Origin of the sequence: Pseudomonas peradeniyensis (assembly GCF_014268935.2) — a bacterium.
Classification (GTDB): Bacteria; Pseudomonadota; Gammaproteobacteria; order Pseudomonadales; family Pseudomonadaceae; genus Aquipseudomonas; species Aquipseudomonas peradeniyensis.
The window spans coordinates 2,106,670-2,127,360 of the sequence record NZ_JABWRJ020000001.1 but is presented as its reverse complement, the minus strand read 5'-3'; the positions used below and the strand labels follow the sequence as shown (position 1 = coordinate 2,127,360).

Sequence of the window (20,691 nt, the reverse complement as noted above, 5' to 3'; positions counted from 1 at the left end):
GCATAAAAAAACGCAGACTCAGGTCTGCGTTTTTTTATTAGCGCGGCTCGCCTTACTTCTCGACGAACGCACGCTCGATCAGGTAATCACCCGGCTCACGCATGCGCGCGGAGATCTTCAGGCCGAAGCTGTCCAGCACTTCGCTGGTTTCGTCGAGCATGCTCGGGCTGCCGCAGATCATTGCACGGTCGTCCTGCGGGTTGATCGGTGGCAGGCCGATATCGGTGAACAGCTTGCCGCTGCGCATCAGGTCGGTCAGGCGACCCTGGTTCTCGAACGGCTCGCGAGTCACGGTCGGGTAGTAGATCAGCTTGTCGCGCACCGCGTCACCGAAGAACTCGTTTTGCGGCAGGTGCTCGGTGATGAACTCGCGGTAGGCCACTTCGTTGACGTAGCGCACGCCGTGGACCAGGATCACCTTCTCGAAGCGCTCGTAGGTCTCCGGGTCCTGGATGACGCTCATGAACGGCGCCAGGCCAGTGCCGGTGCTCAGCAGGTACAGGTGCTTGCCCGGGTTCAGGTCGTCGAGCACCAGGGTACCGGTAGGCTTCTTGCTGATGATGATCTCGTCGCCTTCCTTCAGGTGCTGCAGCTGCGAGGTCAGCGGGCCGTCCGGCACCTTGATGCTGAAGAACTCCAAGTGCTCTTCCCAGTTCGGCGAGGCGATGGAGTAGGCGCGCATGAGCGGACGGCCGCTGTCCTGCTGCAGGCCGATCATCACGAACTGACCGTTCTCGAAGCGCAGGCCCGGGTCACGGGTGCACTTGAAGCTGAACAGGGTGTCGTTCCAGTGGTGCACACTGAGGACACGTTCGTGGTTCATGTTGCTCATCGATGGGGCTCCTGAAGGAAAACGCGGCGCGCGCAAGACGCGCAGTTGCGCGATAGTTTAGGGGCAGCGACAATATCTGTTAACTGAATTATCAAGATATGTGTTATCGGTTATATAGATATGCGATTCACACTCCGTCAGCTCCAGGTCTTCGTCGCCGTCGCCCAGCACCAGAGCGTGTCCCGGGCCGCTGGCGTGCTGGCCTTGTCGCAATCGGCCGCCAGCACCTCGATCACCGAACTGGAACGCCAATCCAGCTGCCAGTTGTTCGACCGCGCTGGCAAACGCCTGAGCCTCAATGCCCTGGGCCATCAACTGCTGCCCCAGGCCGTGGCCCTGCTCGACCAGGCCAAGGAGATCGAGGACCTGCTCAACGGCAAGTCAGGGTTCGGCTCGCTGGCCGTCGGCGCCACGCTGACCATCGGCAACTACCTGGCCACCCTGCTGATCGGCAGCTTCATGCAGGTGCACCCGGAAAGCCAGGTCAAGCTGCACGTGCAGAACACTGCGCATATCGTGCAACAGGTCGCCCACTATGAAATTGACCTGGGTCTAATCGAGGGTGACTGCAACCACCCCGATCTGGAGGTTCAGCCCTGGGTGGAAGACGAACTGGTGGTGTTCTGCGCGCCCCAGCATCCCCTGGCGAAGGTCGGCCATGCCAGTATCGAGCAGTTATCCCATGAAGCCTGGATCCTGCGCGAGCAGGGCTCGGGCACGCGCCTGACCTTCGACCAGGCCATGCGCCATCACCGCGCCAACCTGAACATCCGCCTGGAACTGGAACATACCGAGGCGATCAAGCGCGCCGTGGAGTCGGGCCTTGGCATCGGCTGCATTTCGCGTCTGGCCCTGCGTGACGCCTTCCGCCGCGGCAGCCTGGTGCCGGTGGAAACCCCGACCCTGGACCTGGCGCGGCAGTTCTACTTCATCTGGCACAAGCAGAAGTACCAGACTTCGGCCATGCGCGAGTTCCTCGAGCTGTGCCGGAGCTTCACCGCCGGCGTTCGGCGCAGCGACGAGATCGTGCTGCCACCGATCGCCTGAAGGCTCAACCGAGCAGGATCACGCCCCAGACCACCGCGACCATGCTCATGGCCACCAACTGCGCGGCGCTGCCCATGTCCTTGGCGTTCTTCGACAGCGGGTGGCGATCGAGGGAGATGCGATCGATGGCCGCCTCCACCGCCGAATTAAGCAATTCGACGATCAGCCCCAGCAGGCACACGGCAATGAGGATTGCCCGCTCACCGCGGCTGACCGGCAGCCAGAAGGCCAGCGGCACCAGCACCACGTTGAGCAGCACCAGTTGACGGAAAGCGGCCTCGCCCTTGAAGGCGGTGCGCAGGCCGTCCAGCGAATAGCCGGCGGCGTTGACGATGCGTTTGAGGCCGGTCTGGCCTTTGAATGGCGACATGTGTGTCCGTCACTTCACCGGAGAAAGGCCCGCAGGCTAGTCCAGTCGGAGTCAAAAAAGCGTGAATGCACGGGTACTTAGCTGGCCGAAACCGATTCAAGTTGTTGCAGCAGCAGCGCCGCCTGGGTCCGAGTGCGCACCCCCAGCTTGCGGAAGATCGCCGTCACGTGGGCCTTGATGGTCGCTTCGGAAACGTTCAGCTCATAGGCGATCTGCTTGTTCAGCAGCCCTTCGCAGACCATGGTCAGCACGCGGAACTGCTGCGGGGTGAGGCTGGCCAGGCCTTCGCTGGCGGCCTTCGCCTCGGCCGACACATCGACCTTGTCGAAGGCCTGCGGCGGCCACCAGACGTCGCCGTCAAGTACATTGCGCACCGCTTCCTGGATCTTGCCCAGCTCGCTGGACTTGGGGATGAAACCGCTGGCGCCGAATTCGCGGGACTTGACCACGACGGCCGCCTCTTCCTGGGCCGAGACCATCACCACCGGGATCTGCGGGTACTGGCCGCGCAGCAGGACCAGGCCGGAGAAGCCATAGGCGCCGGGCATGTTCAGGTCCAGCAGGACCAGGTCCCAGTCGGCTTTCTCGGTGAGGCTGGTTTCCAGTTCGGCGATGCTCGCCACCTCGACCAGGCGCACGTCCGGGCCCAGGCCGAGGGTAACGGCCTGGCGCAGTGCGCTGCGAAACAGCGGGTGGTCATCGGCAATCAGGATTTCGTATGTGGCCATCGATCTATGGATCCTGTTCTGTGCCAGGCGCAGGGGATACGGGAGACGCCTGGCGGGCAACTCATGGCGCGAACGGCAGGGCCGCCGGCCGGGATGGCACGGCGAAGTCCGGGGTAACAGCAGCTTCGTCGTGCCCGAAGCGGCGCCAAGGATGCCGAGCACGCTCCGGGTGGTCAAGCCAATTGCCCGGTCGAACCCGCCTACCCTGGCTGCCAGCCCCGACAGTATGAACCAATCCGCGGCGCCTGCCCCTTGGACTATAGGAAGGTATGCAAACGCTGGTGGACCTCGTCCTGCTCGTCCAGCGGCAGGCGCCGCTTGCCGCTCAGGTAGTGCAGGCTGAAGACGTCCAGGTAGGCGTCCAGGGCCTGCGAGGCTTGGCCGTCACCGGCCAGCTCCAGGCACATGGCGGCCACTTCGGCGGTGCAGAAGTGGTCGTCGCGCTTGGAACGGCGCAGGCGATAGCGCGACATCTGCTCCGGTTGCAGACTCAGTACCGGGAAGCGGTCGAGGTAGGGGCTCTTGCGGAACATCTTGCGCGCCTCGGTCCAGGTGGCGTCGAGCAGGATGAACAACGGGCGCTTGCCCGGCTCACGCACGACCTCACTGACCACCCGCTCTTCCTTGACGAACTCGCCTGGAAAGACGATGTAGGGCTGCCAGCGGGGATCGTCCAGCAGCGCCAGCAGCCCCTCGTCCACCGAGGTGCGCAGCCAGCCGAAGGCCGAGGTGTCCTCGATCACATCGGCGATCAGCCAGCCGGTGTTGGTCGGTTTCAACGGCTCGGTGTCGTGCATCAGCAGGCACATGCCGGACTCGGCCGGCACCCGGGGTTTCCAGGCGCACAGGCAGTGCGTGGCGATCACCCGGCAGTCCGGGCAGCGCTCGGCGCGCGAGCCTCGGGCGACAAAGGGTTTGATGCTGCGCGCCAGGCGCTCGGCGCGCAGGCGCGCTACCGCGTGGCTCATGGCAGCAGGCCTTGGCAGGGAAGTGGGAGGGGCACGGCGACAACTCGATGAAAACAAGGCGCCCAGTCTACCAGAGCCCACGTCATTTGCCGTGCAGCCAGCGCCGCCGCTCCTTTATAATCACAGGTTCTGGCGGCCTGGAAACCCTGCGCTTTCATGGAACGCCGCCCGCCGGCGCTGGTCAAAGCGCCAGTCATCGAACCAGGAGAGATCCATGCTGCGTCTTATCGTCCCGACCCTGAGCCTGCTGCTCGCCCTGCCCCTGGCCGCCCAAGCTGCGTCCAAGCAGGAATACGAGCTGAACCAGATGCTGCAGAAGGTCGCCAAGGAAAGCAGCGTCGGCACCCCGCGGGCCATCAACGAGGACATCCTCGACCAGGGCTACACCGTCGAAGGCAAGGCACTGGTCAACCACCTGAGCGTACGCCAGGAGCACGCCCAGCGCATGCAGGCCAATCCCGCGCAGGTTCGCAGCCAGCTGGGTGACAGCGTGTGCCGCAACAACGGCTACCGCCAGCTGATGTCCAAGGGCGCCGTGATGGTCTACCGCTTCACCGTCTACAAGACCAACCAGCCGGTCATGGACCAGGCCTTCGACGCCGCCAGCTGCACAGCCGGCAACAAGAAGAAGTGATTCAGGCCAGCTGATCGCTGTTTCTGGCGCGCCGCTGCTCATCATCGGCGCGCAACTCAGCCAGCAGGGCCTGCAGGTAACGCGAATGCGCCTCGGCGCCCTGCAGCCGACGCACGCACTCCCCCTCAAGGCTCAGGTGATGAGCCTTGGCCTCGTACTCGAGCAACTGCAACAGTTGCCCATCCACCTCGATCACCAGCCGGTGCATACCGCCACCTCGCTGTATCGCCCTACTGCCCCCAGTTAACCAAAGTCCCGCCAGCACTGGTTTGCGCCTGACCGGCGGTAGTGCGCGCCTGTGGCGGCACGAAGCCGCGCCAGCGTCTAGATTGATAACGAGTACCCATAACAACGACAACGCGATGGAATTGCCACTGCAACATGGCCTTGAAGGCCTACTGCAACGCTCGGGGGGCACACTCGAGCCACAGCAGCCAGCGACACACGCAGTGTCGCGGCCGGGACACGCCATCGACCCGGTCAGAGGTTTTGCTGCAGAAGGAGACGTTGAATGCCTTACCAATCGAACGAGCTGCTGTTCAACCATTTCAGGGACAACGGCATCGACCTGAGCAAGATCGACGAACAACTGCAACTGGTCGCGCCGAACAGTCCCAACCTGCCGCTGTACCGCGACATGCTGCTGACCGTACTGCGCATGGCCCATGACGACCGCAACCGCTGGAACGCCAAGATCACCCTGCAGGCCCTGCGCGAGCTCGACCATTCGTTCCGCACCCTCGAGCACTACAAGGGAAGACGCAAGGTCACCGTGTTTGGATCGGCACGCACACCAATGGAACACCCCATGTACGCGCTTGCCCGAGAGTTGGGCGCAACGCTGGCGCGCTCGGACCTGATGGTCATCACCGGCGCCGGCGGCGGCATCATGGCCGCCGCCCATGAAGGCGCCGGCACCGACCACAGCCTGGGCTTCAACATCACCCTGCCGTTCGAGCAGCACGCCAATGCCACGGTCAATGGCACCGACAAGCTGCTGCCGTTCCATTTTTTCTTTATCCGCAAGCTGTTCTTCGTCAAGGAAGCCGACGCGCTGGTGCTCTGCCCCGGCGGATTCGGCACCCTCGACGAGGCGCTGGAGGTACTGACGCTGATCCAGACCGGCAAGAGCCCGTTGGTGCCGGTGGTGCTGCTCGACTCGCCCGGCGGCAGTTTCTGGCAGGACGCGCTGGCCTTCATCAGCCGCCAGCTCGAAGAGAACCGCTACATCCTGCCCAGCGACCTCAAGCTGGTGCGCCTGGTGCACAGCGCCGACGAGGCGGTCGAGGAAATCAACCAGTTCTACAGCAACTACCACTCCAGCCGCTGGCTGAAGAGCCAGTTCGTGATCCGCATGCACCACCCCTTGAGCGAGGCGGCCCTGCATGATGTGGAGGAAGGCTTCGCCGACTTGCGCCTGAGCGGCAGGTACCACCAGCAAGCGGACAGCGGCGCCGAACACGAGGAAGGCAACTTCAGCCACCTGACGCGCCTGACCTTCGCCTTCAACGGCCGCGACCAGGGCCGCCTGCGCGAACTGGTGGACTTCATCAACCTGCCGGAGAACTGGGCCAAACCCCAGCCGATGCACACCACCCAGCGCGCCCGGGAAGCCTTGCGGGTCAGCTGAACGCAAAATGCCCTGTACGGCTGACACGCATGGGCGTCAGCCGTACAGGGCATCAATAATCGTCGAGATCGCGACCGCTGAGCAGCCGGCCGATCATGTCCATGGGGAAACCACGGTAGGCGAGAAAGCGCGTCTGCTGCGCCCGGCTGCGTGGGTCTTGCGGGCGTTGCCCGGCGAACTTGCGATGCCAGACATCACGCAATTGCGTCGCCCAGTCCACTTCGCTGTCGCGCAGGGCCTGGTCGATATCGCCACGGTTCAAACCGCGCTGGCCGAGCTCCTCGCGAATTCGCGCGGGGCCGTAGCCGGCACTGGACCGGTAGCGGATGAAGCTTTCCAGATAGCGGGCTTCACTAAGCAGCCCTTCTTCGGCCAGCCGATCAAGCGCAGGCTCGATCAGCTCGTCCGGTGCGCCACGCTGACGCAGCTTGCGCGTCAGCTCGACGCGACCATGCTCGCGGCGTGCGAGCAGGTCCATGGCTGTCCGCCGAACGGCGACGGGGGTGTCGAGTACGACGGACATGGGGCCAATCAATAACCGGCGTCGGCGTCAGCCAGGTCGTCGGCATCGGCTTCGGCTGCACCGGCCTTGGCGGCAGCTGCTGCAGCGGCGGCGGCACCAGCGGTCAGCAGCTTGTCGCGAATCTGCTTCTCGACCTCGCTGCCAATGGCCGGGTTCTCTTGCAGGTACTTGGCGGCGTTGGCCTTGCCTTGACCGATCTTGTTGCCCTGGTAGCTGTACCAGGCACCGGATTTTTCCACCAGGCCTTGGGACACACCCAGGTCGATGATTTCGCCGTTGCGGTAGATACCCTTGCCGTAGAGAATCTGGAACTCGGCCTGACGGAACGGTGGCGAAACCTTGTTCTTGACGATCTTGACGCGGGTTTCGCTACCAACCACTTCGTCGCCTTCCTTGACCGCGCCGGTACGGCGGATGTCCAGGCGCACCGAGGCGTAGAACTTCAGGGCGTTACCACCGGTGGTGGTTTCCGGGCTGCCGAACATCACGCCGATCTTCATGCGGATCTGGTTGATGAAGATGACCAGGCAGTTGGCGTTCTTGATGTTACCGGTGATCTTGCGCAGCGCCTGGGACATCAGGCGGGCCTGCAGGCCGACGTGCATGTCGCCCATCTCGCCTTCGATCTCGGCCTTCGGTACCAGGGCGGCCACGGAGTCGACGATGATCACGTCGACGGCGTTGGAGCGCACCAGCATGTCGGTGATTTCCAGGGCTTGCTCGCCGGTGTCCGGCTGCGAGACCAGCAGGTCGTCGACGTTGACGCCCAGCTTGCCGGCGTATTCAGGGTCGAGGGCGTGCTCGGCGTCGACGAAGGCGCAGGTGGCACCGTTCTTCTGGGCTTCGGCGATGACCGACAGGGTCAGCGTGGTTTTACCCGAGGATTCCGGGCCGTAGATCTCGACGATACGGCCTTTCGGCAGGCCGCCGATGCCCAGGGCGATGTCCAGGCCCAGGGAACCGGTGGAAATGGCAGGGATGGCCTGGCGCTCGTGGTCGCCCATGCGCATGACCGCGCCCTTGCCAAATTGGCGTTCGATTTGACCCAGGGCCGCAGCCAAGGCGCGCTTCTTGTTGTCGTCCATTGAAATCCTCACGTGTTCGACGTGGCCCTGACGGCCGGAATAACTGTATAAGTAGCCAGTATTATTCCACAGCGATTCGTTTCCGCAAACCCCCGTCGGGCGATTTACTCCGCGCCAAGCTGTAACAAGCCGTCTAACGCGGCGATCACCGTCTGTCGGCGCACCGCTTCGCGGTCGCCGTCGAAGTGTCGGCGCTCGCTGCTCACGTGGGTTCCGTCGGCCCAGGCCAGCCACACCGTGCCCACCGGCTTGGCCGGCGAACCGCCGTCTGGCCCGGCCACACCACTGACCGCCACCGCGAAGCGCGCTCCGCTGGCGGCCTGGGCGCCCCGCACCATGGCCTCGACCACTTCCTGGCTGACCGCCCCCACCTGGGCGAACAACGCCTCGGGGACGCCCAACTGGCGGGTCTTCTGGGCATTGGAATAGGTGACGTAGCCGGCCTCGAACCAGGCCGAGCTGCCGGGGATGCGGGTGATCGCCTCGGCGATGCCGCCGCCGGTGCAGGATTCAGCAGTGCTCACCTGGGCGTTGAAGCGCCGCAGGTGTTCGCCCAGGCGGGTGGAGAGTACGGTGATCGAGTCCATGGCTAGCTCCTGGCAAGACTGCGCCCTACCCTACCACTCCCGCCCCTGCTGGCAAGCGCTCAGGGCGACAGCGCACGGATATAGGCCTGGCACGCCCGCAAGGCGATCAGTCCACGGTCGCCGTCGTCGGTGATGGCGACAATTCGTCGAGCATGCGCCGGGTCAAGTCGGGCGCGTACGGGGCCATGATCCACGCCGCCGGCGCCGGCGGCGGCAGGCACTGGGGCACAGGCGGTGTCGCGCTCGACCAGGACCGACAGGCGCAGATCGGCAGTAGCAAGGCGGTCACGCAGGCGAGCCTGAGTCTGTTGGGCATCGGTCAGCTCCTGGAAATGCTTCGTTTCACTGTCGTGCAGGCGTTGTTCGAGGCCCTGGCGCTGATCGCGCTCGGCGAGCAGCAGGCCGTGCAGCGCCTCGGCCTGGTCAAGGCGCTGCTGCACCAGCGCCTGTTCCTGCTCGGCCAGCTGACGTCCAAGGCGCCAGCCCTGCAGCTGCCAGGCCAACGCGGCGGACAGCGCCATCAAGCCGAGGCACAACACCGGTTGCAGGCGGTTCAGCACAGTACCTCCCGCGCCCGCGCCCACAGCTCGAGCCGTTCCGACAAGCCGTTCAGGCCGCCGTTGATATGCCGGGTGATGCGGTTGAACTCACCCTGGTCGGCCAGGGCATTGAGCCCGCGCGAGTGCCAGAACCAGGCCGCCGACTCGCAGGCCCAGCGCGGCTGTTCGAGCATCTGCGGCTGCGCCAGCAGGCGTTCGTCGCCGAACAGCGCACGGCTGCAGGCCTGGTAGTTGTTGCGTCCGGTCACCTGGATCAGGCCACGGCCGCAATAGCGCTGGCCGTCGCCGTCGGCTTCGGGGGTGTTACCCAGGCGCAGGGCCAGGGTGCCGGTGTCATAACGAGCCAGGTAGCGGTCGTTGCCCAGCTCCTTGACGTAACGCAGTTGGCCGGACTCATGGCCGACCTGGGCCAGGAACGCGGCAATGCGCTTGGGGTGGTCGATCTCCCAGTTGGCCATGGCCGTGTTCAGCGCCGGCAGGAAGGCGGCGACGCGTTGGCCGGCGAGCGGGTAGATCTGCTTGAGTTGCTGTTCAGTGAGCGGCATCGGTGCATTCTCCATTGCGGTCTGATCGAAAGGCGGCCGGTGCCGCCTGTGGCTCGCTCATGGGCGATGGCTCGAAGCGCTTGGCTTTCACAGGATTCAAGGTGTGGCGAGCGCCGCACCTGATCTGGAGCTCGGAAACAGGGTGATGCGGCCGGCTGACAGCGACTATAGGGAGCGCCACCGCCGGCAGGCATCGGGAAACCCTCACCGCCCCGTTTCAGGCCTTGAGCGAACCCGCCCGCCGAGGCGCGGCCCCCTTGGCCTTGGCCTTGCCCTGGCGGCCGCCGTTGCACTGCACGGTGGTGCGCCAGCCGCTGCTGGTGAACACCTGCTCGACCGACTCGATCAGGTAGTGCCCATCGAGCCCGGCCAGAAAGCCCTGGACATCGATGGCGCGCTCGGCAAACAGGTCGGTGCGCCCGGGCATGTCGAGGCGCACGCTGGCGGTGTCGCGGTTGAAGCTGGCCAGGCGGGCGCGGGCGGCCTGTTCCGCCGCCGCGCGGTTGGGGTACAGGTGGCGGTCGGTGTAGACAGGCTGCAGGCCGTCCGGAGCATCGCCATTGACCAGTTCCACCGCCTGCAGGCGCCCGCTGGCGCTGTCCTGGTGGCGGGTCCTGACGGCCTTGTGGGTACTCTTGTCAGCCAGGCGAAACTGCCACTGGCTGACGTCGCTGCGGGCAATGCCGATCACCCCCAGGGGCTTGCCGCTGGCGCTCTGGCCACCCTGGCGCGGCAGCACCAGCAACTGGCCGTTGGCGAGCTTGGCGGTGCAGTCGTGCAGGCGTGCCAGGCGGGTGATGAAGTTGAAGTCCGACTCGCTGTACTGGTCCACTCGCGGCACCTGCACGGCCACCGGGCACACGGCCTGCCAGCCATTGCGGGCGCCGATCTCGGCGACGATGAGCTGCAGCGTCGCGTTCTCCCAGCTGCCGCTGCGGATGGTCTTGCCGCTACCGCGCAGGTCGCTGGCCTTGCCGCGAATCACCAGGGTGTCCGGTGGGCCGGACAGCTCGACCTCATCCACGGTGTAGCGGCCCAGGCGGTTCAGCGCCTGCCCGGCGTAACCCAGGTGCACCTCGAGCACTGCACCCCTTGCTGGCAAGGCCAGGGCGCCGTCGCGGGCATCGAGGCGCAGTTCGAACTCGTCGGACTCCATACCTGGTTTATCAGTGGTGCGTAACAGCAACAGGCGGTCGTTAAGCAGCGTGGTGATGTCATTGCCGTCCGCGATGATACGAAATTGAGGTTGCATGGGTGGAGCTCCGCAGTGTTGATGTAGCAAGGACGGCGTGGGAGCGGGCTTGCCCGCGACGGCGCCATCGCGGGGCAAGCCCGCTCCCACGTGCAGTTCAGGAAAGGTGAGTGCTCAATCCCACAGCTGCAGACTGTTGCTCGTCGTCGTCGGCAGTTCCGGCAACAGGATCCTCACCCCGGCGCGAAACGGCTGCGCCTCGTCCGCCAGGCCCTGGTTGGCATCCAGAACGGCCTCGACCGTGCCGGACAGATGGCCGTAATAGTGCTGGCAGAGGGTATCGAGCAGGTCACCCTCAGACGTTGTGCAAGTCTTGGCCATAGCTCACGAACTCCAGTGAAAACCCTTGTTTGCGCGGAATGCCGCCTGCCAGCAGGACGCTCTGCTCCTCCTCGATGCTGGTCAGGCACCAGGTGCCGAGCACCTCGCCGTAGCCGGTGGTCAACGACAGCGGCAGCAGCTGGCGGCCGATGCTACGCAGCGTCTGCAACTGACCGAGCCCCCCCTTGAAGCCGGGGAAGATCGCGCCACGGATGTTGATGCTCTCCTCGCCCAGGCTGACCGCCTGCTGGGCGCTCTCGCGGCTCAGGCGCTCCTGCCCGGCCCAGCGAAAACGCGTCTGCCGGCGCAATTGGTCGAAGGCGGCGGTATCCAGGTTGAAGTAGTACGGCGCCGCGCCCGCCTTGAGCGGTTGCAGCACCAGCAAGTGCGGGAACGCCTTGACCGCTTCGGCAGCAGGCGTCGCCTCGGGCGCGAAGCCCAGCGTCGACAGCACGCCATTGACGGTCGAGCGCACCTCCCCCACCACACGACGAATCGCCGCACCGGCCTTGGCGGCATGAGCGGCGAAACCGTCGATGCGATCGCGTACCTGACGCACCACCGCCACCGCCTGGTCGTACTTGGCCACCACCTTGGCAACCCGGGCTTGGGCATTGGTTATCGCGCGCATGGTGCGCTGCAGCTTGGCCCCGATGATCGGGCCGACCACCGGCAAACCTTCCAGCTCACCCACCGCGCCCTGTATATGGACGATCGCGTCGTTCATCGGATCGAGCATGGCATCGGCACGCCGACGCCCTGCCTCTCCCGCCTTGACCAGGGCATGCAGCGTGGCTTGCAGCTGCTCCAGATAGGTCATGGATCCTCCTTAAAGTGCGATATGTGGGGTGTCGGCCAACTGCGCGGAACGGGCCTGACGCATGAGCTCCTCGAGCTGACGACGGGCGATGGCCTCCAACTGTTGCAACACCGACGGGTCATCGAGACTGTTGCTGAACGTGACCGGCATGTTGGCGGTGAAGGTGAACTGCTGGTTGATCGGCGCGGGGGGGACCGCTGGCGTGGCCGCCGCTACCGGTGGTGCAGGTGCCGGCGGCTGTGCTGCGGGGCTATCCATTGCCCGTGCCGCCTCACCCAGGCCCGGCTTGGCGGCGGGCTCTTCCTTGCCCGAACCCAGCGCCTTGCCCAGCCAGCCACCGATACTTTCACCTCCCATGCTGCCCAGCACGCCACCGATCAGGCCACCGATCGCGGTGCCGATCACCGGTACCACCGACCCGATGGCGGCACCTGCCGCAGCACCGGCCAGGCCGCCTCCCAGGCCTCCGACGGCGGTGCCATATCCCTCGAGTTTCTGCTCGGGGGTGGCATCGCTGTTGTAGGTCTCGGCAAGTTGCATACCGGTGTCGAGCAAGTTGGCACCAGGAATGCGCCTGAACACTCGCCTTGCCACCGAGGCGCCGGCATTGCCGGCCACCGCCCTACCCACCTGGCCCGTGACCGCAGTACCGGCGAGCCCGATAGCGCTGGCTGCCGATGCGGCGGCTGACGGGCTGTCCGGAACAGCCTCCTGCCCCTCGAAGAAGGCCGCCTCGTCCTCGGCTTCGTCGACCTCTTCTTCCTCCTCCTCTTCCTCAGGCTCCTCGGCATCGTCACCCGCTTTCGGCATGCGAGCGGCAGTCGCGGAAGTCTTGGCCTTGTCGGCAGGAGCCTCGTTGGCGGCGGGCTTGTCGGAGAACAATCCATGGAGCGTCTTGCCAGCCAGGCCGCCAAGACCTTCACCGATCATTTCGCCAATCTCACCGCCGTACTTCTGGATCCGCTTGTTCTTGGTCACGCCTCCGAGCAGTTCCGCCCCAAGGCTCCCCAGTACACTGCCGAAAGCGGCGCCTACCGCCTCGGCCTGGTCCTCGCTCTTGTCCTTGAGCACGGCCAGGCCAAGCTTGGTGGCGCCCTTGGCGGCGGCCTTGCCACCGTTCTCCCTGAGACCGCTGGTGATCTCGCTGCGTCGCTCGGGAGATTGCCCTTGGTAGGTCCGCGCGCCCCAGGCGGCAAACGCGGTACCACCCAGTGCGCCTGCCGCGATCAATCCGCCCTTCATGATCTCCCGAGCCCCATTGGCGGGCCCTTCGGGGGGGCGTTCTTGCGTTGCAGCAGCGCTCTCGGGTACAGCGCTTCGGGCCTCTCCTGGCGGCGTGGCGGTCCCCTCGGGTGCATCGACAGAACCTTGAGCTGAAGCGTCAGCTGCGGCCTTGTCCTTGTCTGGGGCATCGTTGGCGGCGGGCGTATCGGAGAACCAGCCGAAGACTTTCTTGCCGAAAAATCCGCCGACACCTTCGCCGATCATCTCGCCGATTTCACCGCCGTACTTCTGGATCTGCTTGTTCTTGGTCAGACCGCCCAGGAGCTCCGCTCCCAGGTTGCCAAGTACGCCTCCAAGCGCTGCGCCAGCAGCCTCGGCCTTGTCCTCGCCCTTGTCCTTGAGCATGACCAAGCCAAGCTTGGTGAGGCCTTTAGCGGCAGCCTTGCCACCATTCTCCTTCAGGCCCTTGGTGATCTCGCTTTGTCTTTCGGGCGTTCGGCTTTGATAATACGAACGGGCTCCCCAGGCAGTGCCAGCTGCTACAGCGACAGTACCGGCACCGACCGCTCCAGCCTTGAGCACCGCCAAACCCGCATTCGCCGATTCCAGAGGCACACGCCCCTGCTCCGCGCTGCGCGCCTCGGGCGGATCACCCCGGCTCGGCCGTGGCGCGGGGCTCGTCCCCTCCAGCAAGGCCGCCTTGCGCTGCTCCAACGTAGGGGCTGGTGATTCCTTGGCGGCGGCCGCGCTCGAGGCCACCACCATCGCACGCAGTTCCAGCGGCTTGCGCCCAAGTGACAGGTAAAGCCTGCGCAAGCGCTCGACCTCGTTCCCCTCACGGCGCAATCGGTCGATCTGCGCCTCATGTGCCCATGCCTGGTCGTTATCCAGCTGCCTTTCGGCCTGGCCCACCTTGTCCAGCTCGAGCCCCAGGCGGATGACCTCGCCGATCAACCGCCCGAGCCGGGTACCGTCCGCTTGCCTGCGCAGGCGCTCGACCTGGCCACGCAAGCTGTCGACGGTCCTGCCCAATGCCTGGTCGCTGGTGACGCCGAGGGTGAACACCTGTGTGTTCGCCATGGCTTGCTCCTTGTCACTCCGCCAGCCACCAGACCATGTCGCTGTACGACATGGTCATGATTTCGCTGGCGGAAAAGTTCAGCTCCTTGGCCAACCGCCTGGCGGCGGCCTTCTGCCGGGCAGGGTCAAACCTCGTCGTCCTGCACCAGGCGAAAATAGCCAGTCTGCAGGCGGCTGTAGTCCTTCAGGGCCAGGCCCTCGAGGTCCTTGACGCCAACCTCGGCCAGCGAGGCGAACAGGTTCAGTTCGCGTTGCTCGTCATCGCCCACGCCACCGGCCTGGGCATTGCGGATGTCACGCACGGTCGGTGCGCGCAGCGACAGGCTGTCGACCTGCACACCGTTGGCCTCGCTGGGGCGCGACAGGCGCACGGTCACGCGCTCGGCGTCGACGGTCAGCCATTGCGGCAGTTTCTTCGCTTGAGCCATCGAGTGTTCTCCTTAAAGACCCAGGGCGGCACGCTGGGCGGCCAGTTGGTCGACGCCGTCGATCACCCGTTTCATGCCCAGGGCGTCGATTTCGTAGACCAGGCGGCCATCGACTTCGAGCTTGTAGTAGGTGACGGCGACGCTGTGCTTGATCTCGGCCTTGTCGCCGGACTTCCAGTCACCCATGTCGATTTCTTTCAGCGAGCCGCGCAGGGTGACGATGACCGGGTTGATCTTGCCCTTCAGGCCCTTGAAGGCGCCGCGGAAGGTGCCGTTGAAGGCGGTGCCGTCGGCCAGGCCGAAGAATTTCAGCGACTCGCGGCGCACGCCGGTGGTGGTGAAGGCGGCTTCCTGTTTCTCCATGCCCTGGTCCATCTCGACCGGCATGTCCATGCCGCCGGGACGGTGCTCTTCCATCTTCAGGGTGAGCTTGGGCAGAGTCAGGCTGGGCACGTCGCCCTGGAAGCTGACGCCATCGACGAACAGGTTCAGGTTGGCCAGTGTTTCGGGAATCATTGCCATGTGGATGCGCTCCTTAAGCGGCGGAATCGAGGACTTCGGTCAGCCACTGGTTGGTGACTTCGACACGGAAATTGGGGTTTTCGGCAGGCGGCACATCGGTGAAACGGATGTTCCAGTACACCTTGCCCTGCTCCAGTTGACTGGCGGTGTTCAGCTCCGGATCGGCGAAGACCTCGAAGTTGATGATCGCGCCCTGGTTCTTCAGGTCGCGCATGAAGGCCTGCAGGCCCTCGGTGACGTCCTTGACGTAGGTGGCGGTGATGGAGCGGTCGACGGCCCACTTGTGGCCGTAGAGGATCGCGTCCATGACGATGTCCATGGTCCGCACGCGGGTGACGAAGGCCCATTTCGGGTCGCTCGACAGAGTGCGGTTGCCCCACAGGCGGAAGCCGTCGTCGCGGATGATGGTGGCGATGTTGGCGTTGTTCAGCAGGTTGGCGCGGCAGGTGTCGTCGCCATCGAGGAACTCCACGGCGCGGGTGGTGCCGGTAATGCCGACGAACTCCTTGTTCGAAGGCGAAGCCCAGAAGCCGTACTCGCGGTCGGTGAAGGCAAACAGGCCGGCGACCCAGGCCGAACCCGGCGCGTCGACGGTGGCCTCTTCGGCGTTGTCCCAGTAGCGCACACCCGGATCGACCAGGAAGGCGCGCTTGGCACCGAAGTTCTTGGCGTAGGCGATGGCCGCTTCATCGGTGGTGTTGGGGCCGTCGATGATGGCGATGGCGCGCAGCTTGTCGGCCAGCGCCACCAGGGCGGTGCCGACGGCCTGGGTGGCGCTGTGCTTGGGGGTGACCAGCAGGCGCGGCTGGGCGTTGAAGCGGCTCTTGCCGTCGAGCAGCGCCTGCAGGCCGGTACGCTTGCCGTCGGCCAGCACGTTGCCGATGATCGCCGAGGTCTGCTCGGCGGCGTCTTCGAGCTTGGCCACGCCGCAGGCGACGATGACCGCCTTGGCGCGGCTGTAGATGGCGCGGCAGGCCTTGGTGATCGCGGCGTCCTGGCCGAACGCCGCGACCGCTTCGCGCTCGCTGGTGATCAGGATCAGGTCATTGGCCTTGGCGGTGACGCCCGGGCCTTCGGTGAAGGTGTCGACCAGGCCGATGATCGAGGACGACGGCAGCGCGATGCTGCGGGCGCCGGTGTCGACGTTGGTCACGGTGACGCCGTGGAAGAATCCACTCATAAAATCTCCAGATATGATAAGGCCCCGCAGTGCGAGGCCGTTGGTCCAGCAAGAAAGAAAACGCCCCGGCAAATGGGGCGTCAGGGAATTAGGTCAACAAGCCACGTCGGCGGTGTCGGACGCTCAGCGGCGTCTGGAAAAGCCTGCGCTAGTGGCCAGTCACGCAGCACTTGCAGGTACCCCTGCAATTCAGCAAAACGCTCTGCGCTTATCGTTGTCTCACGCCGTAGATCGATCTCCGCACGGTGACGTGAGACCAACCACTCATGCTTAGCGATCTCCACATCACGCCATTCGCGCTCCAGCACGGCTGGGTTAATCTGCACATCGATCAAGAACGGCAACCCGCGCTCATCGTGAGCCAACATCTTGTCGCGAGGGCGGTTTGTGATGACCTCCAGATACAGCGTCTCAGGAATCTCTAAGGCATCCGCCGGAATGTCCTGATGCACGCCTACCAGGTAGGTGGTGCCTGTTGACTGACTGTAAAATCGCTTCATCCTCCTACCACCCCACTACCCAGTAGCTCACGTCGACACCTTCGCCGCCGTAACTCGAATAAAGATTTGCCCCCGTCAGCGATGGCGAGCCCACGGAAATTGGAGCGTTCGGATTGCCCGAACCGCCGAAGACGGCGACGCAGCGGCCGAAACCTCGCGTAAATGCCATGGGCCAGGACACGGGAACCATCGCCGCGCTTGGCTTGTTGATGTAGCCCCACTGGAAGATCAGTCCGGCAAGCCACCAGGGCAGACGCACGTAACCGTTAGTCCCCAGGCTGTAGAGCAGCCCCCACTGAAGCCGGCGCAGGCTAAACCATTTGCGGCCCTGGGCGGCGCCGGCCGTGATTTCCGCTTCGCTGACTTCACCGTCGATGACGAAGTCTTGAACGGCCTTGTCATTAACCGCCAGAATGTCCGCGCGACTCATTGCTCAACCCTCGCCGATAAAAGAAATGCTGGCTGCACGGGGCGCGCCGAAATTTCAGGGAAAACGGCAGACTGGGGCCAGTCGCGCAGTGCCTGAAGGTATTGCAGAAGCTCAGTGAATTGTGGCTGAGTGAAGTGAGTGTCCATACCGACCTCTAACTGGTCGCGGTGACGGTCTCGTAACCAGACCACTCTCGTCAGTTCAATGTCACGCCATGCTCGCTCCCTGGATATGAGATCAGTTGCCGTCAGTTCAGCGGGCGCAAGGAACTCGCCGTTCTCAAAGCGCCAACCAACATTTACAGGTAGCGTATCGGGCAAACTCTCGCCGAACGCATCGCCGCTTACAAAGCCGACAACAACACCCTCCTGAATCAATGCTTTCATCATGCCTCCCAGCGTACTCGTGCGTTGATCTTGCCTGCGCCTGTTGTGATGGTTGGGATCCAGGAACTGATACCGACTCGACCGGTGTAACGATCACTGAATCCAGTGGCCGCTCCGATGACACTCCCATTGGCATGGAGACCAACGGGCTCGGCAACGATCGAGTAATCGGATTTTGTATTGTCGTCATGATCCGCAAAACTGGCGATGTAGGCGCGCGGAGCACGCGCCCAATTCAGTGCAAGCGTGTAATTGCCAACGGCTCCAGACCAGAAAGCGACAGCCTCGAGGCGCCTGCGGTTAGCGAGTGGAAGCACATTAGGAACAGAGCCTGCCGCTCCAGTGACAATCTTGGCCAACAACACATCAATCACCGTCGAATCGAAGCCTGAAGCAATCTGCCCTGAGTCTGAACGCAAAGAGACAGGCACCACGTCCGTGTCTGAACCAGGCGCAACGTAGAAATACAGCGATCGGTCTTTAATCTTTGCGCGAAGATAAAGGGTCGCGTTAACAACCAGAGGCACGCTGGTCCAGGCGAAGGTCTTCATTGTCCGCAACCGTCCCAATTCGACCAGCTCGTCCGCCTCGGCCAAAGCAATCGCGATTCCAGCAGGAATCGACACAGTGCCGCCGTTTCCTGCGACTGCGGCTGAGGTAACGGCGAGACGACCATCCGTGGTGCCGACTGTCGGATAGTCCAGGGCAGGTAATGGCAACGCGCCGGAAATTTCCTGGCGAAGTGCCTGCACCTGCGTAGCGAGCGCTGAAACATCGATCTGCCCCTGATTCACCGGCGTGTTCCAAGCCTTGACACACCACATGACTGCCAGGCTACGGGGGCGGGTTTCCTTACCGCCTTTCGCGGCATTTGGGAGGAACACGTTTGAGGTGAGAGTCGCATCGAGAACTGAGCTGCCGGCGGGCTTGACGATCGACCCCAGATCCCCCGCGCTTCCGACGACATTGGCGTCAATCGGCAGCTTCCCAAAGCCTGGCTCGGCGGAATACACCGCATGGTAGTGGTCGAGCAGAGAGTCGGCTGCCCAGCTCCCAACACCCCTGCCCGGATCGACCCCCCGCCCATGGTCCCAGCCGCGCAGGAACTCGCCCCGCGAGTCCGGCAGTCGGAAGTAACCTGCCGGCTCATCCCCTTTGTTGAACGAGCCGGCCAGATAAGCGGCCAAGTCTGGGTAAACCGTCGCGCTCTGCACGCTACCGTCAACCTCCAGAAACCCCGGCGGCACCGTTCCCTTGGGGAACGGCAACATACTGCCCACTGGCAGCGCCGAAGCAGTAGTCAGCAGCGTCTGGATTTCGGCCTTGGTGTAGGTGTTGGCCGCTGAGAACGAGCTGAACGCCAGGATCTCGACCGCCTCGCCAAGGCTGCACGGTGCCTTGAAGGTAATCTTCAGGCCATCGGACAGGTAGTCGGTGATCTCACGGCCATTGCGCAGCACGATGGTGCTGCCGACGGTGTGCGCCAGGTTGAAGACGGTCTGGCCGACCGACGCCTCGAACGAGAAACGCTCGAACGCCTTGCTGGCACCGACACCACCGCCGAGCTGGAAGCAGGTCCCATCATAGTTCAGGTCGTACAAGACGCCACTACGAATGTCCCCGCCTACCAGGTCGACCAGGCCGGCATTGCCGGACTTCTTCACTGCCACGGCAGCCAAGCCATTGATACGCACCGTCACGGCGCCGGTGTTCGTGGCGCTGGCCTGGAACTGGAAGCGCTGGCCAGCGGCGTAGGCCGCCAGGGCCGACTCACCGCTCTTGAGCTTCAGCGTAAGGGCATCGGCGGTGCCAGTGGCGACACCCAGCCACGCCAGCGGCCCGACGTCCTTGGCCGCATCGGCGCGGCGCAGGTACTGCGGGTGCGGGTCGGCGGCCTCCACGTGCGCCTTGAGCTGGTTGCGAGCGTAGAGCTCGGCCGCTTCGCGGGCCTTGTCCACATAGTCACGTGTCGCAAGGACGATGCTCGGGTCGACTTTCAACGTGACATTGGCGAGGTTGCCGAACACCACGTGCATGCGAATGGTCTGGGTACGTCCGGAACCTTGCGCCAGCAACGGCTTGTAGCTGGGCGCCGGTTTGGCGACGGCGATGAAGTTGCCGTTGGCATCCTCCAGCGCCAGCTCGCGGATCCACCAGCCGCCGGTTTCCGGCGGCAGGACCAGCTCGGCGACCAGCACGCCGGGATCGGCAGGCGATTGATAGAGGGCGTTCAGTTGCGCCCGGTAGACCTGGCGCACCAGCGCGGTCTGGGTAGGTTTCGGTGTAGGGTCCGGCGTTTGCGAAGGCTCGCCACCGGCATCACCGATCAACATGTGGGTGATGTTCCAGGGCAGCCCCAGCACGGCGGTGTTGGCCTGCTGGGCAATGCCCACGTTGGTCAGGAACCCACCGAATTGCGTGGTTGAGTTAGCCATTGAGGTAGATGTCCAGTATGTCCAGAGTTTGGTCGTTTACCAGGTTGTAGGCGCCCACATGCACATCGATGTCCGATGCCTGCCAGGGATGCACCTCCAGCAGTTCACCCTCATAGAGAGCGACAGCCTGATACGCAGGGATGAGGCTTTCCAGGCTGATGTCGAGGCCAACCAGATGCCGGCTTACCGGCTTGGCGTCCTCGATCAGGCGGGTAAGCTCCTGGTAGGTCTGTTCGTCGATGCCGCTGTCCGCCACCCCGACCTTCAGGGCAAAGGTCCCCGGCACGCCGGCAGGCTGGCTCTGCCACCATTCCTGCACCTCGATCAGGTAGCCGAACGGCTCGACCACTCGCCGGAGGGCGCCGAGGGTGCCCTTGTGGGCGTGGACGAAGAACGCCGAGCGGATCACCGAACGCTTGATCGCCTCGCTCCAGTTGTCGTCCCAGCGGTCCACCGACCAGGCCCAGGCCAGCTGGTAAAGCAGGTGCGCCGGGCAAGTGTCGGGGTTGTAGAGGCTGCGCAACGTGACCTTGAGGTCCTCGTCGGCCGCCACCTCGATGGCCCGTTCCAGCGGCGTGCGGTTGAGCGGCAGAAGACTCTGCAT

At 64.3% G+C, this 20,691-nt stretch carries 25 protein-coding genes; 3 read left to right on the top strand and 22 right to left on the bottom strand.

Annotation, left to right across the window (positions count from 1 at the left end; all coding sequences use genetic code 11):
* Positions 1–52: 52 nt before the first annotated feature.
* Positions 53–832, bottom strand: a complete 780-nt coding sequence (gene fpr / locus HU751_RS09290; RefSeq protein ID WP_050704457.1) for a ferredoxin-NADP reductase — start codon at positions 830–832, stop codon at positions 53–55.
* 120 nt (positions 833–952) lie between these two features.
* Between fpr and finR the strand changes: the two genes are divergently transcribed.
* Positions 953–1,879: a LysR family transcriptional regulator FinR gene (finR, locus tag HU751_RS09285; protein WP_186714645.1), complete on the top strand. Its 927-nt coding sequence runs from the start codon at positions 953–955 to the stop codon at positions 1,877–1,879.
* Between the two features lie 4 nt (positions 1,880–1,883).
* On the opposite strand, the gene HU751_RS09280 is transcribed toward finR, so the two are convergent.
* The 3 genes from HU751_RS09280 to HU751_RS09270 all read right to left on the bottom strand — a co-directional run bounded on the left by HU751_RS09280 (position 1,884) and on the right by HU751_RS09270 (position 3,945).
* The gene (locus HU751_RS09280; protein ID WP_050704455.1) at positions 1,884–2,249 is read right to left on the bottom strand and encodes a diacylglycerol kinase; all 366 of its coding nucleotides are present in this window, start codon (positions 2,247–2,249) and stop codon (positions 1,884–1,886) included.
* 77 nt (positions 2,250–2,326) lie between these two features.
* A complete protein-coding gene (erdR, locus tag HU751_RS09275) occupies positions 2,327–2,977 on the bottom strand; it encodes a response regulator transcription factor ErdR (RefSeq protein WP_110738443.1) in 651 nt (216 codons plus the stop codon).
* 257 nt (positions 2,978–3,234) lie between these two features.
* Positions 3,235–3,945, bottom strand: a complete 711-nt coding sequence (locus HU751_RS09270) for a tRNA-uridine aminocarboxypropyltransferase (protein ID WP_186714646.1) — start codon at positions 3,943–3,945, stop codon at positions 3,235–3,237.
* 214 nt (positions 3,946–4,159) lie between these two features.
* On the opposite strand from HU751_RS09270, the gene HU751_RS09265 reads away from it, so the two are divergent.
* Complete coding sequence (locus tag HU751_RS09265; RefSeq protein ID WP_186714647.1) at positions 4,160–4,579, top strand: quorum-sensing-regulated virulence factor family protein; 420 nt, start codon at positions 4,160–4,162, stop codon at positions 4,577–4,579.
* 1 nt (position 4,580) lies between these two features.
* Here HU751_RS09265 and HU751_RS09260 read toward each other — a convergent pair whose 3' ends face one another.
* A complete protein-coding gene (locus HU751_RS09260; protein ID WP_186714648.1) occupies positions 4,581–4,787 on the bottom strand; it encodes a hypothetical protein in 207 nt (68 codons plus the stop codon).
* A 303-nt stretch (positions 4,788–5,090) separates the two neighbouring features.
* On the opposite strand from HU751_RS09260, the gene HU751_RS09255 reads away from it, so the two are divergent.
* The gene (locus tag HU751_RS09255) at positions 5,091–6,209 is read left to right on the top strand and encodes an LOG family protein (RefSeq protein ID WP_186733997.1); all 1,119 of its coding nucleotides are present in this window, start codon (positions 5,091–5,093) and stop codon (positions 6,207–6,209) included.
* 52 nt (positions 6,210–6,261) lie between these two features.
* On the opposite strand, the gene recX is transcribed toward HU751_RS09255, so the two are convergent.
* The 17 genes from recX to HU751_RS09170 form a co-directional block, all read right to left on the bottom strand.
* Positions 6,262–6,732, bottom strand: a complete 471-nt coding sequence (recX, locus tag HU751_RS09250; protein ID WP_186733998.1) for a recombination regulator RecX — start codon at positions 6,730–6,732, stop codon at positions 6,262–6,264.
* An 8-nt stretch (positions 6,733–6,740) separates the two neighbouring features.
* Positions 6,741–7,817 carry a recombinase RecA gene (gene recA / locus HU751_RS09245; RefSeq protein ID WP_186733999.1) on the bottom strand — a complete coding sequence of 359 codons (1,077 nt, stop codon included), beginning with the start codon at positions 7,815–7,817 and terminating at the stop codon, positions 6,741–6,743.
* A gap of 104 nt (positions 7,818–7,921) precedes the next feature.
* Positions 7,922–8,404: a CinA family protein gene (locus HU751_RS09240; protein ID WP_186734000.1), complete on the bottom strand. Its 483-nt coding sequence runs from the start codon at positions 8,402–8,404 to the stop codon at positions 7,922–7,924.
* Positions 8,405–8,463: 59 nt separating this feature from the next.
* Entirely contained in the window at positions 8,464–8,925 is a 462-nt protein-coding gene (locus HU751_RS09235) for a lysis system i-spanin subunit Rz (RefSeq protein WP_186734004.1), read from the bottom strand.
* 32 nt (positions 8,926–8,957) lie between these two features.
* On the bottom strand, positions 8,958–9,509 hold the full coding sequence (locus HU751_RS09230; RefSeq protein ID WP_186714650.1) for a glycoside hydrolase family 19 protein: 552 nt from the start codon (positions 9,507–9,509) through the stop codon (positions 8,958–8,960).
* Positions 9,510–9,726: 217 nt separating this feature from the next.
* Positions 9,727–10,761 (bottom strand): phage late control D family protein, encoded by a 1,035-nt coding sequence (locus HU751_RS09225; protein ID WP_186734001.1) that lies wholly within the window; start codon positions 10,759–10,761, stop codon positions 9,727–9,729.
* Between the two features lie 114 nt (positions 10,762–10,875).
* Positions 10,876–11,082: a tail protein X gene (locus tag HU751_RS09220; RefSeq protein WP_186734204.1), complete on the bottom strand. Its 207-nt coding sequence runs from the start codon at positions 11,080–11,082 to the stop codon at positions 10,876–10,878.
* Entirely contained in the window at positions 11,057–11,902 is an 846-nt protein-coding gene (locus HU751_RS09215) for a phage tail protein (protein WP_186734205.1), read from the bottom strand. The genes HU751_RS09220 and HU751_RS09215 overlap by 26 nt, the downstream gene beginning before the upstream one ends.
* A gap of 9 nt (positions 11,903–11,911) precedes the next feature.
* On the bottom strand, positions 11,912–14,206 hold the full coding sequence (locus HU751_RS09210; protein ID WP_186734206.1) for a hypothetical protein: 2,295 nt from the start codon (positions 14,204–14,206) through the stop codon (positions 11,912–11,914).
* Positions 14,207–14,331: 125 nt separating this feature from the next.
* Entirely contained in the window at positions 14,332–14,634 is a 303-nt protein-coding gene (locus tag HU751_RS09205) for a phage tail assembly protein (protein ID WP_028690637.1), read from the bottom strand.
* A 12-nt stretch (positions 14,635–14,646) separates the two neighbouring features.
* Positions 14,647–15,156 carry a phage major tail tube protein gene (locus HU751_RS09200; protein ID WP_023628885.1) on the bottom strand — a complete coding sequence of 170 codons (510 nt, stop codon included), beginning with the start codon at positions 15,154–15,156 and terminating at the stop codon, positions 14,647–14,649.
* Between the two features lie 13 nt (positions 15,157–15,169).
* Entirely contained in the window at positions 15,170–16,336 is a 1,167-nt protein-coding gene (locus HU751_RS09195) for a phage tail sheath subtilisin-like domain-containing protein (RefSeq protein WP_069016700.1), read from the bottom strand.
* An 80-nt stretch (positions 16,337–16,416) separates the two neighbouring features.
* Positions 16,417–16,836 carry a tail fiber assembly protein gene (locus tag HU751_RS09190; RefSeq protein WP_186734207.1) on the bottom strand — a complete coding sequence of 140 codons (420 nt, stop codon included), beginning with the start codon at positions 16,834–16,836 and terminating at the stop codon, positions 16,417–16,419.
* Positions 16,837–16,840: 4 nt separating this feature from the next.
* On the bottom strand, positions 16,841–17,266 hold the full coding sequence (locus HU751_RS09185) for a gp53-like domain-containing protein (protein ID WP_186734208.1): 426 nt from the start codon (positions 17,264–17,266) through the stop codon (positions 16,841–16,843).
* The gene (locus tag HU751_RS09180) at positions 17,263–17,652 is read right to left on the bottom strand and encodes a phage tail assembly chaperone (protein ID WP_186734209.1); all 390 of its coding nucleotides are present in this window, start codon (positions 17,650–17,652) and stop codon (positions 17,263–17,265) included. Before HU751_RS09180 ends, HU751_RS09185 begins: the two co-directional genes overlap by 4 nt.
* Positions 17,652–20,087: a phage tail-collar fiber domain-containing protein gene (locus tag HU751_RS09175; protein ID WP_225933254.1), complete on the bottom strand. Its 2,436-nt coding sequence runs from the start codon at positions 20,085–20,087 to the stop codon at positions 17,652–17,654. Before HU751_RS09175 ends, HU751_RS09180 begins: the two co-directional genes overlap by 1 nt.
* The gene (locus HU751_RS09170; RefSeq protein WP_186734210.1) at positions 20,080–20,691 is read right to left on the bottom strand and encodes a phage tail protein I; all 612 of its coding nucleotides are present in this window, start codon (positions 20,689–20,691) and stop codon (positions 20,080–20,082) included. The genes HU751_RS09175 and HU751_RS09170 overlap by 8 nt, the downstream gene beginning before the upstream one ends.

Excerpts from the sequence above, each read along its gene's own strand:
- fpr (WP_050704457.1), bottom strand. The coding sequence starts at position 832 with ATGAGCAACATGAACCACGAACGTGTCCTCAGTGTGCACCACTGGAAC.
- finR (WP_186714645.1), top strand. The coding sequence starts at position 953 with ATGCGATTCACACTCCGTCAGCTCCAGGTCTTCGTCGCCGTCGCCCAG.
- HU751_RS09280 (WP_050704455.1), bottom strand. The coding sequence starts at position 2,249 with ATGTCGCCATTCAAAGGCCAGACCGGCCTCAAACGCATCGTCAACGCC.
- erdR (WP_110738443.1), bottom strand. The coding sequence starts at position 2,977 with ATGGCCACATACGAAATCCTGATTGCCGATGACCACCCGCTGTTTCGC.
- HU751_RS09270 (WP_186714646.1), bottom strand. The coding sequence starts at position 3,945 with ATGAGCCACGCGGTAGCGCGCCTGCGCGCCGAGCGCCTGGCGCGCAGC.
- HU751_RS09265 (WP_186714647.1), top strand. The coding sequence starts at position 4,160 with ATGCTGCGTCTTATCGTCCCGACCCTGAGCCTGCTGCTCGCCCTGCCC.
- HU751_RS09260 (WP_186714648.1), bottom strand. The coding sequence starts at position 4,787 with ATGCACCGGCTGGTGATCGAGGTGGATGGGCAACTGTTGCAGTTGCTC.
- HU751_RS09255 (WP_186733997.1), top strand. The coding sequence starts at position 5,091 with ATGCCTTACCAATCGAACGAGCTGCTGTTCAACCATTTCAGGGACAAC.
- recX (WP_186733998.1), bottom strand. The coding sequence starts at position 6,732 with ATGTCCGTCGTACTCGACACCCCCGTCGCCGTTCGGCGGACAGCCATG.
- recA (WP_186733999.1), bottom strand. The coding sequence starts at position 7,817 with ATGGACGACAACAAGAAGCGCGCCTTGGCTGCGGCCCTGGGTCAAATC.
- HU751_RS09240 (WP_186734000.1), bottom strand. The coding sequence starts at position 8,404 with ATGGACTCGATCACCGTACTCTCCACCCGCCTGGGCGAACACCTGCGG.
- HU751_RS09235 (WP_186734004.1), bottom strand. The coding sequence starts at position 8,925 with ATGGCGCTGTCCGCCGCGTTGGCCTGGCAGCTGCAGGGCTGGCGCCTT.
- HU751_RS09230 (WP_186714650.1), bottom strand. The coding sequence starts at position 9,509 with ATGCCGCTCACTGAACAGCAACTCAAGCAGATCTACCCGCTCGCCGGC.
- HU751_RS09225 (WP_186734001.1), bottom strand. The coding sequence starts at position 10,761 with ATGCAACCTCAATTTCGTATCATCGCGGACGGCAATGACATCACCACG.
- HU751_RS09220 (WP_186734204.1), bottom strand. The coding sequence starts at position 11,082 with ATGGCCAAGACTTGCACAACGTCTGAGGGTGACCTGCTCGATACCCTC.
- HU751_RS09215 (WP_186734205.1), bottom strand. The coding sequence starts at position 11,902 with ATGACCTATCTGGAGCAGCTGCAAGCCACGCTGCATGCCCTGGTCAAG.
- HU751_RS09210 (WP_186734206.1), bottom strand. The coding sequence starts at position 14,206 with ATGGCGAACACACAGGTGTTCACCCTCGGCGTCACCAGCGACCAGGCA.
- HU751_RS09205 (WP_028690637.1), bottom strand. The coding sequence starts at position 14,634 with ATGGCTCAAGCGAAGAAACTGCCGCAATGGCTGACCGTCGACGCCGAG.
- HU751_RS09200 (WP_023628885.1), bottom strand. The coding sequence starts at position 15,156 with ATGGCAATGATTCCCGAAACACTGGCCAACCTGAACCTGTTCGTCGAT.
- HU751_RS09195 (WP_069016700.1), bottom strand. The coding sequence starts at position 16,336 with ATGAGTGGATTCTTCCACGGCGTCACCGTGACCAACGTCGACACCGGC.
- HU751_RS09190 (WP_186734207.1), bottom strand. The coding sequence starts at position 16,836 with ATGAAGCGATTTTACAGTCAGTCAACAGGCACCACCTACCTGGTAGGC.
- HU751_RS09185 (WP_186734208.1), bottom strand. The coding sequence starts at position 17,266 with ATGAGTCGCGCGGACATTCTGGCGGTTAATGACAAGGCCGTTCAAGAC.
- HU751_RS09180 (WP_186734209.1), bottom strand. The coding sequence starts at position 17,652 with ATGAAAGCATTGATTCAGGAGGGTGTTGTTGTCGGCTTTGTAAGCGGC.
- HU751_RS09175 (WP_225933254.1), bottom strand. The coding sequence starts at position 20,087 with ATGGCTAACTCAACCACGCAATTCGGTGGGTTCCTGACCAACGTGGGC.
- HU751_RS09170 (WP_186734210.1), bottom strand. The coding sequence starts at position 20,691 with ATGCAGAGTCTTCTGCCGCTCAACCGCACGCCGCTGGAACGGGCCATC.